This window comes from Streptomyces rhizoryzae (genome assembly GCF_023155275.1).
Taxonomy (GTDB): Bacteria; Actinomycetota; Actinomycetes; order Streptomycetales; family Streptomycetaceae; genus Streptomyces; species Streptomyces rhizoryzae.
Map to the genome: position 1 here is coordinate 207,038 of NZ_JALMUV010000001.1, position 13,859 is coordinate 220,896.

Here is a 13,859-nt window from a genome sequence, read left to right on the forward strand (position 1 = left end):
TTGCGCCGCCGGGTCCGCGTCGGCCCACCCCGCGTCCGCCCCGGCATCGCATCGCTCGCGTGCCGGAATACTCCCGCCGCGTTCCGTTGTTGGGAGTGACGCCCGAGGAACACCCCAGGGGCACCCGCTCCCTGGGCTGCACAGCACGCCCCAGCACGCCCTCACGGGCGGGCGAAGGACAGGTGAGAGATGAAAGCCGTCATCCGGACAGCTCCCGGCGGCCCCGAAGTGCTCCAGGTCGTCGAGCGTCCGCTCCCCGGGCCCGGACCCGGCGAGGTACGGGTCCGGGTGCACGTCTCGGGCCTCAATCCCACCGACTGGCGCGGCCGCCGACGCGCACTGCCGCCCGGCATGGACGAGCAGGTGCCCCACCAGGACGGTGCCGGGGTCGTCGACGCCGTCGGGCCGGAGGTCGATCCGGCGCGGATCGGACAGCGGGTGTGGATCTGGGAAGCTGCGTGGGAGCGGCCCTGGGGAACGGCCCAGGAGTACACAGTCGTCCCCGCTCGGCATGCCGTCGCCCTGCCCGACCACGCCCCGTTCGAACTCGGTGCGTCCCTGGGCATCCCGGCACTGACGGCGCACCGCGCGCTGACCGTCCACGACGGCGGCCCAGGACGTCTCGCACCCGGCACTCTGGACGGCACGACCGTGCTGGTGGCGGGTGGTGCGGGGGCGGTCGGCAACGCGGCGGTGCAGCTCGCCCGCTGGGCCGGTGCGCGCGTGGTCACCACGGTCAGCAGCCCGGCGAAGGCCGCACTGGCACGCGCGGCCGGTGCGCACCGGGTGGTCGACTACCGTACGCAGGACGCGGCGGCCGAGATCCTCTCGTTCGCGCCCGCGGGCGTCGACATCGTCGTGGAGGTCGCACCGGGCGCCAACGCCGCGCTCGACCTCGCGGTGGCCGCCCAAGGGGCTGTCATCGCCTACTACTCGGGGGGCGAGAAGGAGGAGCTGTCCGTTCCCGTGCTCTCCTCGCTGTCGGCGAACCTGCGCTGGCAGAGCGTCTTCGTCTACCGCGTGCCGTACGCGGCGAAGCAGCAGGCGCTCGCCGACGTCGCGGCGGCCGTGGACGCGGGTGCGCTGCGCGTGGGCGAGGACGCCGGACTGCCCTTGCACCGCTTCCCGCTGGAGCACGCCGCCGACGCCCACGCGGCCCTCGAACAGGGCGTCGTCGGAAAGGTCCTGCTCGACGTCGCTTGACGGGCTCGGCCCCGGACCGGCAGTGGCCCGGCCTCGGGGAACGACAGGAGAGCGATAACCGGTCGACTGACCTGACACGGTGTCAGCCCGCCTCCCACCGGGTGAGGTGAACAGACAGGCTCGGGAAGTGCGTTGTGGAGGAAGGGGCCCGGGCCGATGGAGCAGAGCGATCTCGTGTGGCGTGACGCGTCGGCGCGACCGGCCGGCGGCCCGCTCAGCGGAGTCCCCTTCACGGTCAAGGACTCCTTCGACACCGCGGGGCCCCCACCACCTGGGGGGCGAAGCTCTTCGCCGACCGGGTGCCCGACACCGATGCCACTGTGGTGGCCCGCCTTCGGCAGGCCGGCGGCATCCCGCCGGCCAAGACGAACCTGCCGGAGACGTCTCAGGACTGGAATCAGAATGAGGTTCCGGGGCTCGGGGGTGACGGCACGTCAGTTCACGTGGGCGCGTCCCGGGGCACAGGGAAGCTGGACTCCGAACCAGGCATCCACTTCGCACTGTCTGTCGGCATTGTTCCCTGCGGTCACGACTGTGCCGTCGGCACGCAGGCCGAGGGTGTGCGTTGAACCGGCCGCCACGGCGACAATGTCGCGCCAATCGCCGACCTCGCACTGTCCGTAGCCGTTGTCTCCCGCTGCGAGAACCCGCCCAGAGGCTGTGACCCCGACGGTGTGGTAGCTGCCCGCGCCGAGTGCCACCACGTCTTCCCACTCATCGACCTCGCACGCCCCGGTTGCCCGCTCCCCGGTCGCTACTGCCCGCCCGTCGGCTCTGAGACCGACGGTATGGAGGTACCCGGCCGAAATCGCAGTCAGGTCACGCCACCCCTCAACGGCACACTGTCCGCGTCGGTTGTTCCCTGCGGCCAGTGCAGAACCGTCCGACCGGACGCCGACCGAGTGCCAGTCACCACACGAGAGGACGACCATCTCGCGCCAGGACTGCACGGCGCACTGTCCTTCTGCACTGCGGCCAACTGCCAGCACGCGGCCATTCGCGAGTAGCCCGAGCGTGCGGCGCCAGCCTGCGGCCACGGCCGTGACGCCTCGCCATCCGGCGACATCACACTGCCCATCGCCATTCCACCCCGTCGCCAGCACCGTGCCGTCCGACCGGAGTCCCACCGTATGAGACCTGCCCGTGTTCGTCGCGGTATGGACATTGCCGACTGCCACCGTGACGACGTCGTCCCATCGCTCGACACGACATTCAGCGGCCGCGGTATTGCCCACGGCGAGAACGGTTCCATCCCAGCGCCGTCCCACCGAATGACGCCTTCCGGCCGCCAGCGCCGACGAGTTGGCGAACATTCCGCCTCCTTGTGCTCGGCGCGTTCGCGACATGGGATTCCACCTTACTTCGCGGAGCCGAACCCGAGTGACCTGACGCGGCGTCATTCCCGAGCCCCCGAGACCTCATTCTGATTCCGGTCCTTACTGGACCGAGACGGACAACCGCCTGACCGGCAGGTCCCTGAACCCCTACGACCCCCAGCGCACTCCCGGGGGCTCCAGCGGCGGTGAACCGGCGGCCATCGCGAGCGGGCTCTCGCTGCTCGGTATCGGGAGCGACGTCGCCCTCTCCGTGCGGGGGCCCGCCGCCGACACGGGGATCGCCTCGGTCAAACCCACCCCCGGCAGGTTGCCGATGACCGGCCACTTTCCCGCCGTGCCGCGCCGCTGGTGGCACGCCGGCCCGATGGCCCACAGCGTGCGCGATCTGCGCTTGGCGCTCTCCCTCATGGAAGGGCCCGAGGGCAGCGACCCCTACGCCGTGGCGCTGCCCGCCGCAGACCGCACCCGTCGCAGGGCTCGGCTGCGGCTTCCTGCCTGCCCATGGCGCGGCGTCAATACAGGTCGTTCTTGTAGTGGTCGTCGATGACCTCGTGCAAGCCGTCGGCGAGGGGACCGAGGGTGTCGGCCATCTTCGCGGCGTTCTCCGCGATCGTCAGGGTGTAGAAGTCTCCGCCGACCAGGGCCGCGTCCGCCAGTCCGCGGGCGTCGCCGTCCCACAGGCCGGCCCGGATGACCGCTTTGCCGCACTGCCCGAACACCTCGCGGACGCGCACGATCGTCGCGAGCACGGCCGGTTTGCCGTCCGCGCCGAGCATGCCCAGCAGCTCCGGGTCGTCGGTGATGAACGCGTCGCCGTTGACCCGGATCACTTCGCGCACGCCGGGAACGAAGAAGACGAGCCCGACCGCCGGGTTGCGGGTGATGTTCTCGAAGCTGTCGGCGAGCTTGTTGCCGGGCCGGTCGGGAATGGCGAGCGTCCAGGGGTCGAGGACCCGCACGGAACCGGGCGGGTCGCCCTTGGGGCTGGTGTCCAGCTGCCCGTCGGCGCCGACGGTGGCCATGCAGAAGAAGGGGCTGTGGGCGATGAACCGGGCGGAGAACTCGCCCAGTTGCGCCTCCTTCTTCTCCGCGATGAAACGCGGCGGATATCCGATGACCTCGCGGACCCGCTGCATCGTCACCGGCCGGTAGGCGTCCGCGGCGGTGCCCGCCGGCAGGTCGGTGGTGGTCTCTGCTGTGCTCATGGCGCGGCTTCCTTTCCCGCGGGGTTACAGGCCGAGGACGAGTCGCGGGGTCCGGGCGCGCGATACGCAGACGAACATCCGGTCGCCGACGTCCCGTTCCTCCGCGGAGAGGATCTCGTCGCGGTGGTCGGGCACCCCCTCCAGCACGGTGGTCTCGCAGGAGCCGCACAGCCCGGAGCGGCAGGACGCCGGCACCCGGATCCCGGCTTCTTCGAGGCCGTCGAGGATGCTGCGCCCCGCGGGGACGGCGACGGTCCGGCCGGAGGCACGGCAGACGACGTCGACGGGCTTGTCGTCGGCGGGCGTCCGGGGACGGCGGGCCGTGAAGCGTTCGACGTGCAGGGTGTCCCGGGGCCAGTGCGCCACGGCTTCGCCGAGCGCGCTCAGCAGCGGCGCCGGTCCGCAGGCATAGATCTTCGCGCCGGGCTCGACCTGGGCGAAGAGCGAGCCCAGGGGCGCGCGGCCGACGGTGTCCGCGGGGTAGAGACCGACCCGCGACCCGTAGTGCCGCAGTTCGTCGAGAAACGGCATCGACGCCGCGGTGTGACCGCCGTACAGCAGCCGCCAGGGCGTGCCCTGCGTCTCCGCCTGGCGGATCATGGGCAGGATCGGCGTAATCCCGATGCCGCCGGCGACGAACACGTACGAGGCGGCCGGCCGGAAGCCGAAGTTGTTGCGGGGGCCCTTGAGGTGGAGGCGCTGCCCGGGGCGCAGGAAGGCGTGGACGTACTCGGAGCCGCCGCGGCCGGCCCGCTCCCGCCGCACCCCGATCCGGTAGGAGGCCACGTCGCCGGTCGGTCCGCACAGGGAGTACTGGCGCTGGATCCCGGTCGGCAGCACGAGGTCCACGTGCGCTCCGGGTTCCCACGGTGGCAGCGGCCCGCCCCCGGCCTTGGCCAGCTGGAGTGAGACGACACCGTCCGCTTCCCAGCGCAGCTGCCGGACGGTGACGTCGAACCCGCTGGAGGGGGCGCCGTGCTCGCGGTCCGCGGCGGGCTGCCGGCCGGAAGCGGACTGGGTGGGGGCGGCGGGGGTGGCGGCGGAAGAAGGCATCTCGTTCCCTGACTCAAGGTGTTAACAGCGTTATCAACGAGTGCGCGCACGCTACTGCTAACATCGTTAACATGTCAATCGAGGGGACGGGCCGCAGGCGCACCACGCTGGCCACCACGCGGGCCGACAGAGCGGTGCGCGAGGCGCTCGCGCTGGTGGACGAAGGCGGCCTGGAGACGCTCACGATGCGCCGCCTGGCCGACCGGCTCGGCGTCCATCTGCCGACCCTCTACCGGCTGTTCGCCGGCAAGGACGCGCTCGTGGACGAGATGGCCGAGGCGATCCTCGCCCGCGCTCTGCCCGCCGCGTTCGACGGCGACGCCGCGTGGCCGGACCGCGTCAGGGGCCTGGCCGCAAGCCTGCGCGCGGCCCTGCTGGCCCAGCGCGACGGGGCACGCATCGTCGGCGGCAACTACGCGGCGAAGCGCAACAACCTGACCTACATCGACACCCTCGTCGGCTGCGTGTGCGACGCCGGACTCCCCCGCGACCACGGCCTGTGGGCGGCCGGCGCGGTCTTCTGCTTCGTGCTGGGCGAAACCCTCGAGGAACAGGGCGCTGCGGGAGGGGAGGCCGACACGCTCGAAGGCGTCGTGCGCGCCGGCGGCTATCCGCATCTCGCGGCGGGCCCGGTCGGCCCGTTGCTCGACTTCGACGCACGCTTCGCCTTCGGCCTCGAACTCCTCCTGGCCGGCATCGAGTCCGCCACCCAGGCGGCTCCGCCCCGGCGCGGCCCCACCGGTGAACGTGGCGGCAGCGAGGCCGACTCCTGACGGCCTGTGAGGTCCCCGGACTGCTCACCAGCTCGGGAGCGGCGGTTGCCGGGGAGCCGGGGCGGCATGCCTCCGGCGCACAGCGTGAGGAGTCCGGCTACGCCAACCAGGACAAGGCTAAGGATCGCCTGATCGCTCTCTACAACGAGAAGCGGACCACTCCGGCCGACGTGATCGACCAGAGAAGGGAACTGGGTAGGCAGACCTTCAAGGAGTTCGCTGCCGACTGGTTCAAGGCCCAGCGGCATCTGGCAGACGGATCGAAGAGGGTCATAAAGCCCTCCCTGGAGATCTGACTGCTACCCCGATAGGCAGCCGTCAAATCAATACCTTCACACCGAGGGTTGTCGAGAAGTTCATTCAGGATCTCGAACGAGAAGACGGTGTAGCCGAAAGCATCCTGTCTCGCTCGTTCGCGACTCTCCGCAGCGTCCTCAAGTCAGCAGAGGACCAGGGGGCCACTGTCGGCGACCTCTTCAAGGGGATCATTGCCCCCGAGTACAAGCCGCCCAAGGTCGGCATTCCGACCAATGAGGAGCGTAAGCGCGCTATCACAGAAGCGGCCGACGCCCTGGCATTGATCATCGAGATCATGGGAGCGGAGGCGCCACTACTGGGACCACGGGACGTCCGTGGCACCCGGACTACCAACGTCGCTCGACTCCGCGCTGAAAGTCAGGAGACTGCTGGTGACGCCCGACGACCACCCCACCCTCCGCGGTCGCAACCTTCCGAGCCCAGGTCACGGCCCTGAACAACGAAGCCAACAGCAAGATCAAGACGACGAGTTGGTGATCTGCAAACCCGAGGAGGGGCACAACATAGCCGACGATCGCCGGCTACCCAAACCGGCGATCCTCCGGACCATGGTCGTTGTCCGATTCGACTGCCCTTGGCTGCGGCGTCGTACGGACGCAGCGCACTTTGCGTCTGCCCACGCACTCACTGACGACGACTGGGAGCGGAGCCTCTCTGTGGAAGCAATACTCATGGATGCGCGAGAGACCGCCGAGATGCTGAACATGTCGTTGACGTGGGTATATCGAGATGCACCCAAGCTGGGCCTCAAGGGATACAAGCTGGGCCGGGGGCGCAACGCAAAGATCCAGTTTAAGAAGGCAGAAGTGCTTCGCTGGCTGGAACAGCAGAAGCTGCTCTGACTACGGGGAGCACGTCGCCAACAACGGCATCCGGTTTGGCCATTGTTGGCTGGTTCTCCGCCCCTTTGTCCAGGAGTTGCTCGGCGCGCAGCCGCTGGTCCTCCGCAGCCGTACCGTAAGCGCCGGTACTGCCGCCGGCATCCTCCGTCATTCGCCGGTCACGGCTACGCTCCCGTAGGGCGGTTCGCTGCTGTCGACATAGACGACCAGCGTCTGTTCCGGCTGTTCGGCCAGGTGAAAAGCGGTGTACGCATAATCGGCCGCTCCCCGTTGCGGGTGTCGCAGCCGTTTGCGACCGCTGTGCCGGGCCTGCACCTCGTACTGCGGCCACCAGTCCCGCACCTCCGGGCTGCCCTCGTTCAGGTCCTCGATCAGCCGGGTGTACCGCGGGTCGCCGGAATGACGTGCCGCTAGCGTCCGAAGTCGGCCGAGCAGGCCGCGTGCTTCGGGTTCCCAGTCGACCAGAACGTCCCGGGCCACCGGTTCGAGGAACACCCAGCGGGCGAAGTTGGCGGGCCGGTCCGCCTTGGTGATGAGCCTCGGGAACAACTCGTGGGCTGCCTGGTTGTGACTGAGGACGTCATAGTTGCCGCCGATGATGTACGCCGGGTTCGGCTGGAGCAGCAGGGGGACGGCACCCGCCTCGGCGGTTAGCGGCTCGCGTTCCTCGGCTTCGGCCGCAGGCGCGTGACCGGCAAGCTGGAGAAGATGATCGCGCTCGTGCCGGTCCAGCCGCAGCGCCGCGGCCAGGGCGTTGAGTACCTGTTCGGAGACGCGGATCTTTCGCCCCTGCTCCAGGTAGGTGTACCAGGTGGCGCTGATTCCGGCCAGCAGTGCCAGTTCCTCTCGGCGAAGTCCCGGAGTCCGACGGCGGCCGGTCTGGGGCAGGCCCACCTCATCAGGAGTCAGGCGCTCTCTCCGGCTGCGCAGGAATTCACTCAGCTGACGGCGTTGGTCCGGATGCGCGGGCATGATGGCACCTTCAGTTCCAGAATAAGTACGGTCTGGATACCAGGCTAAGGCCATCGGAGACTGGTGTGCGAGCACGGGCCGCAGCATGACCGACGGCCTCACACGGTCACACCGGCACCCGGCTGTCCAGTGCGCAACGGCTTGGCGGACGTTCCTGAAGGGCCCGCTGCCGCTCGGCACCCCGGCCCCGGTGCCGAAGATGGAGAGGGCAACTCATGTCCGGAATCAAGGGCAAAGTGGTGGCGATCACGGGAGCCAGCAGTGGCATCGGCGAGGCGACCGCGCTGCTGCTCGCCGAACGCGGCGCGCGACTCGTCCTCGGCGCACGCCGGTCCGAACGCCTGGCGGAACTGGTGGCCCGGATCGAGAAGGCAGGTGGCACGGCCGTGCAGATCCGCACCGACGTGACCCGGCGGGACGACCTGCATGCCCTGGTCGCGCTGGCCAGTGAGTGCTTCGGCCGACTCGACGTACTCGTCAGCAACGCCGGAGTCGGCACCATATCGCCTCTCGACGATCTGCGCGTCGAGGAGTGGGACCACATGGTCGACGTCAACGTGAAGGGCGTGCTGCACGGGATCGGCGCCGCGCTGCCGGTCTTCCGGGCGCAGGGAACCGGCCACTTCATCACCACCGCCTCCACGGCGGCGTTTCGCATCGTGCCGACCATGGCCGTCTATGCCGGCACCAAATTCGCGGTCCGGGCCATCTGCGAAGGTCTGCGCCAGGAAGCCGGCGACTCCTTGCGGGTGACCACCGTCTCACCTGGTCCGACTGCGACCGACTTCGCCGAGGCGTCAACCAACAGCCAGGTCAAAGCAGAGATCACGAAGATGCGGGACGACATCGCGATCCCGCCCGACGCGATCGCCCGTGCCATCGCTTTCGCGATCGAACAGCCTGCCGCGGTCGACGTGAACGACATCGTCGTCCGGCCCACCGCCCAGAGCTGACCTCCCCCGGCAGCAAAGGCCCGCTGGCCGGTGGGGCCCGAGTGGAAACGACGGACGCAACGCCAGACGATCAAGGTTGCCGAGACAGAAGATCGACCTGGAGCCGCGTCCGCGGGGTGTCGTCCACCACCCATACCTGAGGACGGACCACCCACACGGCCCGACCATGCCAGCCGGCCTCGAACCGCATCGCAGGGCCAGGTGGAAGAGGTGACGAACTGCTGGAGCTGCTGGTGGTCCACCCCCAGACGCTCAGCCATCGGCTGCATCGACTAACGGCGAACGACAGGAGGCCGATATTGTTCCTGCTGAGGTGTCGAAGGCCGAGCATGGCAAGGGCGAGCGCGACGGCGACCCTGAGCATGGACCAGTCCTCCTCGTCCCAATGCCGTCGGGCTTCTCGTCGGTCAGGGCGCGGAGGGCGCCCCAGTCGAGCGATGCGGTCTGTTGGTCGGCTGAGAGAGTGATGGCCTGCCGAACCTCCCGTGAGCCCGAGGCGTGCGACCCGACGCTCGATGTCGACTTCAGCTCGCTGCGCGAGCAGGGCCTGACAGCCGCCGGCCTCGGCCAGGCCGCCTGACCGCCGGACTTTCCGAAGGACTCCGCCAGGACCACCGAGCAGTTCGGTCTCCAGCGCCTACGGGCCCGCCGCGGCGCAAGGTCCGTCGAACGGCTCCCACTCCGGTGCCGACGGCCCCACCCGCGACCATCTACAGGATCCCGGCACGGGCGTGCGAGAGCGCTGGCGCTATTTCGGCTCGCCGTCCATCGGTGCTGGGGCGGTCTGTGCAAGGCCGGCGAGCAGCAGGTCGATCATGCGGCGGGCCTGGTAGTCGGGGAAGGTTCCGACTCCGATGCACAGGTTGCCGATGGCGAGCATGAAGTCGTAGGCGCGGATGTCCGCGCGCGTGGAGCCGGCGGCGGCGGACGCTTTCAGGAGCTGGTCGAGCACGGGCAGCAGGCGTTCGACGAACTCGTTGTGCAGGCTCTCGAATCCGGCTTGGTCCGAGTGCAGTGCTTCGGCGAGGCCGTGCTTGGTGACCAGGAAATCGGCGAATTGATGCACCCACAGCCGCAAGACCTCGTACGGCGTATCGGCAGCAGGCGCCATGTGAGCGGCAGCGGAGAGCGCGTCAACCTGGTGTCTGAAGACGGCGACCACCAGGTCCGCCCGGGTGGGGAAGTGGCGGTAGATGGTGCCCATGCCGAGGCCCGATTCGGCGGCGATCTCCCGCACGGGAGCGTCGACTCCCGCACGGACGAACACGGCAGCAGCGGCGTCCAGCAGTCTCTGCTCGTTTCGGCGGACGTCGGATCGCTTGCGGCCGGCAGGGGGCGGCGTGTTGGCCGTGGACATCGTGAGCACCTCCCACTTGCAAAGCGGAGCGGTGCTCCGTATCGTAATGCGGAGCGGCGCTCCGTATTCCAATGGTGCCAGACGCCGCGCAGCACGGGCCACCGGGCCCCTCCGAGACAGGCATTCACCTCATGAGCGACACCACGTCCGCTGACGGCGGCAACGACTCCACCACCCCGATCATCTCTGTCAGGCCGGTCGCCCTGGCCGCCCCGGACCGCGGCCAGGACCTGGAGGTACGGGTCACAGCGCCGACGACCGGCGACAACCTGCCCGTCGTCGTCTTCTCGCACGGCATGACGCTGGCCATGGACGACTACGCACCGCTGGTCGACTTCTGGGCCGCCCGCGGGTTCGTCGTCATCCAGCCCACCCATCTCGACTCGCTGGGCCTGCTCCCCGACGACCCGCGCACCCCGCTCATCTGGCGCATCCGCACCGACGACCTGACCGGGATCCTCGACCAGCTCGGCACCATCGAAGCCGGCGTACCCGGGCTGGCCGGACGCATCGACCACGACCGCATCGCGGTCGCCGGACACTCCTGGGGCGCACAGACCGCCAGCACACTCGCGGGCGCCCGGGTCGTCGACGCCGACGCCACACCCGGTGAGAGCATGAGCGACTCGCGCGTGAAGGCGGCGGTACTGCTCTGCCTGCCCGGAACCGGCGGCGCCGACCTGAGCCCGCTCGCCACCCAGTTCTTCCCGTTCATGAGCCCTGACTTCACCGAACTGAAGACGCCGAGCCTCATAGTCGCCGGAGACCACGACCAGTCCCCGCTGACGGTGCGCGGTCCGGACTGGTTCACCGACGGCTACCACCTCAGCCCTGGCGCCACCGATCTGCTGACCCTGTTCGGCGCGGAACACGGACTCGGCGGCATCCACAGCGCCAACGACACGCGCACCACCGACGAAAACCCCGAACGCGTCACGGTCGTCCAACACGCCACCCTGGCGTACCTGCGAACAGCACTGGGCCTCGACAACGACGCCTGGCCCGCCGCCCGCCGGTCCCTGGCCGCGACCAGCGACCCGCTGGGAAGGATCGACTCGAAATGACCACCCCCCTCACGCCGGCCCGCAGACCCAGCTTCGGAATCATGACCGCGCCAGCGCAGGTCGCCTACAACGACGTCCTGCGGGTCTGGCGCGAGGCAGAGGGCATCCCACAGATCGAACACGCCTGGCTGTTCGACCACCTCATGCCGCTCGGCGGCGACCCGAACGGGCCCACCTTCGAGGGCTGGACACTGCTGTCCGCTCTCGCAGCCCAGACCGAGCGGTTGCGGCTCGGTCTGATGGTTACCAGCAACCGGTTCCGCCCACCGGCCATGCTGGCCAAGATCGCCGCCACTGTCGATGTCATCTCCGGCGGCCGGCTCGAGTTCGGCATCGGCGCAGGCTCGCGAACCGATGTGCCGCTCGCCCGGCGTGAGTACACAGCTCACGGCCTTCCGTTCCACGACGCCGCCCACGCGGTCGGAAGCCTCGCCGAGGCGTGCACGATCATCCGCAGACTGTGGACCGATACCGCGCCGTTCGACTTCCAGGGCGACTACCACCAGCTGACGGGCGCGTTCTGCAGCCCCAAACCCATCCAGCGACCCCACCCGCCGATCCTGATCGGCGGCCAGGCCACCCCGACGCTGCGCGTGGTGGCCGAGCACGCCGGCCGCTGGAACATGCCCGGGGGCAGTATCGAGCAGGCGATCGCGCGCAGCACCACACTGGACCGGCTGTGCACCGAGATCGGCCGCAACCCCGCTGAGATCACCCGATCCATCGTCCTGTCCGCCTCCTACGACCGGCCCCAGGACACCCGCCACGCCATCCGCGCGGCACTCGACGGCGGGTTCAGCCACATCGTCCTCGGACTCTCCCCGCCCTACCCGACCGGGGTCGCACGCTGGGTTGCCGACACCATCATCGGCCCCCTCTCCGACAAGACCTGAACACCAGACGAGGACGTGGCCGGCGGTCTCCGCTCAAGGACTGGCACGTCAACTTCCTGGGTCCCGCTACCAGTTCAACTTCGCGGCCAGCGGCGCGGGTTTCTGGCGTATCTGGGTCATGCTCCAACTGGAACGCTCAAGGCGACGCGCTCAGTCACATTTGCGAGACTCGCCTACCACTCAAGCGCCGCCGAACGAATCGGCGATCTGCGCTTCGAGGTCGGCTACTCGGCGGTCCTGGAACCGCAGGTGGGAGCGCGTGGCGTGCAGGCGCTCTTCCAAGGAGCGGTTGTCGGCGGTGAGTTGGCGGACGCGCTGCTTGAGCGTGGTGTTCTCGGTGGTGATGCGCTGGACGGTCTCCTCGGTCCACTCGGATTCCAAGTCGCGCACTCGGCCGCGGAGTTGGCTGATGCGGGCGCGCTGAGCACCGGCCTGTCCGTAGACGTGGCGCTCCTGACTCGGGGGGGTGCCTCTATGCCTTTGGTCAAGGCGCCAGGTTCGGTTGGGGATGGTTTGGCTGGTGGGGGTCAGGCGGCGAGTTCGACGTCCTCGGGAATGCGGGGTTCGTAGAAGGTGCCGTCGCGGAGCATGGCGAACAGGACGCCGATGCGCTGGCGGGCCAGGCGGAGGAGGGCCTGGGTGTGGGTTTTGCCGCCGCCCGTCGGTGGCCCGGAGGCGCAGCACCGTGGTGGACGTGCCAGGCCAGCTATGGTCTGCGACAACCTTGGCCGCATCGATCTTCTGAGCCGACCAGGCCGACGGGCTCGCACGACCAGCACCACTGGACGATCACAGCCTCCCCCGGATGGACCGGCAGGGCACCTCGAGGCGACCTGACATGTCGTCAGCAAAGTCAGCAATGAGTCAGCAACGGTATGACCAGAACCGACCAGAGATGATCGAACCTGCAACCCGACGCGAACCGAGGTTAACCCCATGACCTGGGAAGATGCTGGCCATGAGGTCAACCCCGGCCCCGCCCCTGCCCGATTCGGGCGATCCCCCGCATCGCCCGAATCAGGCAGTCCTGGCCGGATTTCCCGCCCTTGCGGGCGGGCATCCGCAACCTGTGCTGAGTATATTGGCTCCAAGCCAGTCAACGCAGGAGTTACAGGATGTCCCCCCGCAGCGCATCGGTCAATGAAGAATTGCGGCGGCGGTCCCGCGAGCGGCTGTTGCAGGCGACGGTCGAGCTGGTGGGTGAGCGCGGCTACGAGGCCACGACGCTCGGCGACATCGCACGGCGCGCGGGGGCGGCCCGCGGCCTGATCTCGTACTACTTCCCCGGCAAGCACCAGCTGCTCCAGTCCGCGGTGCACCGGCTGATGCACCGTACGCTCCAGGCCGCGCTGGAGCGCGCACCGCGGCCGGCCGGACCGGACGCGGGGCGGGAGCTGCTGGCCCGGGCCATCGACGCGATCCTGGGGCTGGCGCACGACGAACCGCTGCTGATGCGCACGCACATGGCCGGGATCCTCACGTCCGCCGGATTCGTCCAGTGCCCGGAGCAGCAGCGGCTGGCCCAGCTGCTGCGCGAGACGGTGGTGGCCTACGGGTCGTCCGACCCTGACGCCGACTACCCGCTGCTGCGGGCCCTGTTGATGGGGTCGGTGGTGCCGATGCTGCTCCAGGGGGCCCCGATGTCCCGGGTCCGGCTGCGCGCGGAGCTGTTCCAGCGGTACGGCCTGGAGTGGGAGTTGGGGGTGCCGCCGGGCCCCCGGCCGCCCGAGGGCGCCACGACCCGCGGCAACCCGGGACGCGCGGCGGCACGGGACACCTCCCCGACGCTCCCGGAGGGCACAGGAAAGCCGTAGGACGCCAACCGGCCGTGGACCGCCGGCCGACGGCCGCCGGCCGCTGCCCGCCGATCGCCGGCCGTCCGACGGGTG

General features: G+C 69.5%; 14 protein-coding genes and 2 pseudogenes. 8 read left to right on the forward strand and 8 right to left on the reverse strand.

Going from position 1 to position 13,859, the window contains the following annotated elements:
* Positions 1-189 precede the first annotated feature (189 nt).
* Positions 190-1,203, forward strand: a complete 1,014-nt coding sequence (locus MUU72_RS01005) for an NADPH:quinone reductase (protein ID WP_248011128.1) — start codon at positions 190-192, stop codon at positions 1,201-1,203.
* Positions 1,204-1,637: 434 nt separating this feature from the next.
* On the opposite strand, the gene MUU72_RS01015 is transcribed toward MUU72_RS01005, so the two are convergent.
* Positions 1,638-2,516 (reverse strand): RCC1 domain-containing protein, encoded by an 879-nt coding sequence (locus MUU72_RS01015; protein WP_248011129.1) that lies wholly within the window; start codon positions 2,514-2,516, stop codon positions 1,638-1,640.
* Positions 2,517-2,601: 85 nt separating this feature from the next.
* Between MUU72_RS01015 and MUU72_RS01020 the strand changes: the two genes are divergently transcribed.
* The gene (locus tag MUU72_RS01020; RefSeq protein WP_308403767.1) at positions 2,602-3,087 is read left to right on the forward strand and encodes an amidase family protein; all 486 of its coding nucleotides are present in this window, start codon (positions 2,602-2,604) and stop codon (positions 3,085-3,087) included.
* Here MUU72_RS01020 and MUU72_RS01025 read toward each other — a convergent pair.
* Positions 3,053-3,745 (reverse strand): MSMEG_1061 family FMN-dependent PPOX-type flavoprotein, encoded by a 693-nt coding sequence (locus MUU72_RS01025; protein ID WP_248011130.1) that lies wholly within the window; start codon positions 3,743-3,745, stop codon positions 3,053-3,055. The two genes, MUU72_RS01020 and MUU72_RS01025, sit on opposite strands and share 35 nt — an antisense overlap.
* 24 nt (positions 3,746-3,769) lie before the next feature.
* Entirely contained in the window at positions 3,770-4,798 is a 1,029-nt protein-coding gene (locus tag MUU72_RS01030) for a PDR/VanB family oxidoreductase (RefSeq protein ID WP_248011131.1), read from the reverse strand.
* A 71-nt stretch (positions 4,799-4,869) separates the two neighbouring features.
* On the opposite strand from MUU72_RS01030, the gene MUU72_RS01035 reads away from it, so the two are divergent.
* Both MUU72_RS01035 and MUU72_RS01040 read left to right on the forward strand, forming a co-directional pair.
* Complete coding sequence (locus tag MUU72_RS01035) at positions 4,870-5,571, forward strand: TetR/AcrR family transcriptional regulator C-terminal domain-containing protein (protein WP_248011132.1); 702 nt, start codon at positions 4,870-4,872, stop codon at positions 5,569-5,571.
* A gap of 689 nt (positions 5,572-6,260) precedes the next feature.
* Positions 6,261-6,731: a helix-turn-helix domain-containing protein gene (locus MUU72_RS01040; RefSeq protein WP_248011133.1), complete on the forward strand. Its 471-nt coding sequence runs from the start codon at positions 6,261-6,263 to the stop codon at positions 6,729-6,731.
* A 147-nt stretch (positions 6,732-6,878) separates the two neighbouring features.
* On the opposite strand, the gene MUU72_RS01045 is transcribed toward MUU72_RS01040, so the two are convergent.
* Positions 6,879-7,703 (reverse strand): helix-turn-helix transcriptional regulator, encoded by an 825-nt coding sequence (locus MUU72_RS01045; RefSeq protein WP_248011134.1) that lies wholly within the window; start codon positions 7,701-7,703, stop codon positions 6,879-6,881.
* Between the two features lie 215 nt (positions 7,704-7,918).
* On the opposite strand from MUU72_RS01045, the gene MUU72_RS01050 reads away from it, so the two are divergent.
* Complete coding sequence (locus MUU72_RS01050; RefSeq protein ID WP_248011135.1) at positions 7,919-8,656, forward strand: SDR family oxidoreductase; 738 nt, start codon at positions 7,919-7,921, stop codon at positions 8,654-8,656.
* A gap of 115 nt (positions 8,657-8,771) precedes the next feature.
* On the opposite strand, the pseudogene MUU72_RS35985 reads toward MUU72_RS01050, so the two are convergent.
* Positions 8,772-8,928 (reverse strand): annotated as a pseudogene (locus tag MUU72_RS35985) (transposase); the annotation flags it as partial.
* Positions 8,929-9,404: 476 nt separating this feature from the next.
* Complete coding sequence (locus MUU72_RS01055; RefSeq protein WP_248011136.1) at positions 9,405-10,013, reverse strand: TetR/AcrR family transcriptional regulator; 609 nt, start codon at positions 10,011-10,013, stop codon at positions 9,405-9,407.
* Positions 10,014-10,144: 131 nt separating this feature from the next.
* Between MUU72_RS01055 and MUU72_RS01060 the strand changes: the two genes are divergently transcribed.
* Positions 10,145-11,077: an alpha/beta hydrolase family protein gene (locus tag MUU72_RS01060; protein WP_248011137.1), complete on the forward strand. Its 933-nt coding sequence runs from the start codon at positions 10,145-10,147 to the stop codon at positions 11,075-11,077.
* Positions 11,074-11,970 (forward strand): LLM class flavin-dependent oxidoreductase, encoded by an 897-nt coding sequence (locus MUU72_RS01065; RefSeq protein WP_248011138.1) that lies wholly within the window; start codon positions 11,074-11,076, stop codon positions 11,968-11,970. Before MUU72_RS01060 ends, MUU72_RS01065 begins: the two co-directional genes overlap by 4 nt.
* 180 nt (positions 11,971-12,150) lie before the next feature.
* Here the strand turns inward: MUU72_RS01065 and MUU72_RS01070 are convergent, their stop codons facing one another.
* Positions 12,151-12,351, reverse strand: coding sequence for a hypothetical protein (locus MUU72_RS01070; protein WP_248011139.1), 201 nt, complete (start codon positions 12,349-12,351; stop codon positions 12,151-12,153).
* 146 nt (positions 12,352-12,497) lie between these two features.
* Positions 12,498-12,623 (reverse strand): annotated as a pseudogene (locus MUU72_RS01075) (IS110 family transposase); the annotation flags it as partial.
* Positions 12,624-13,085: 462 nt separating this feature from the next.
* Here MUU72_RS01075 and MUU72_RS01080 point away from each other — a divergent pair.
* Entirely contained in the window at positions 13,086-13,784 is a 699-nt protein-coding gene (locus MUU72_RS01080; RefSeq protein WP_248011140.1) for a TetR/AcrR family transcriptional regulator, read from the forward strand.
* Positions 13,785-13,859: the final 75 nt, after the last annotated feature.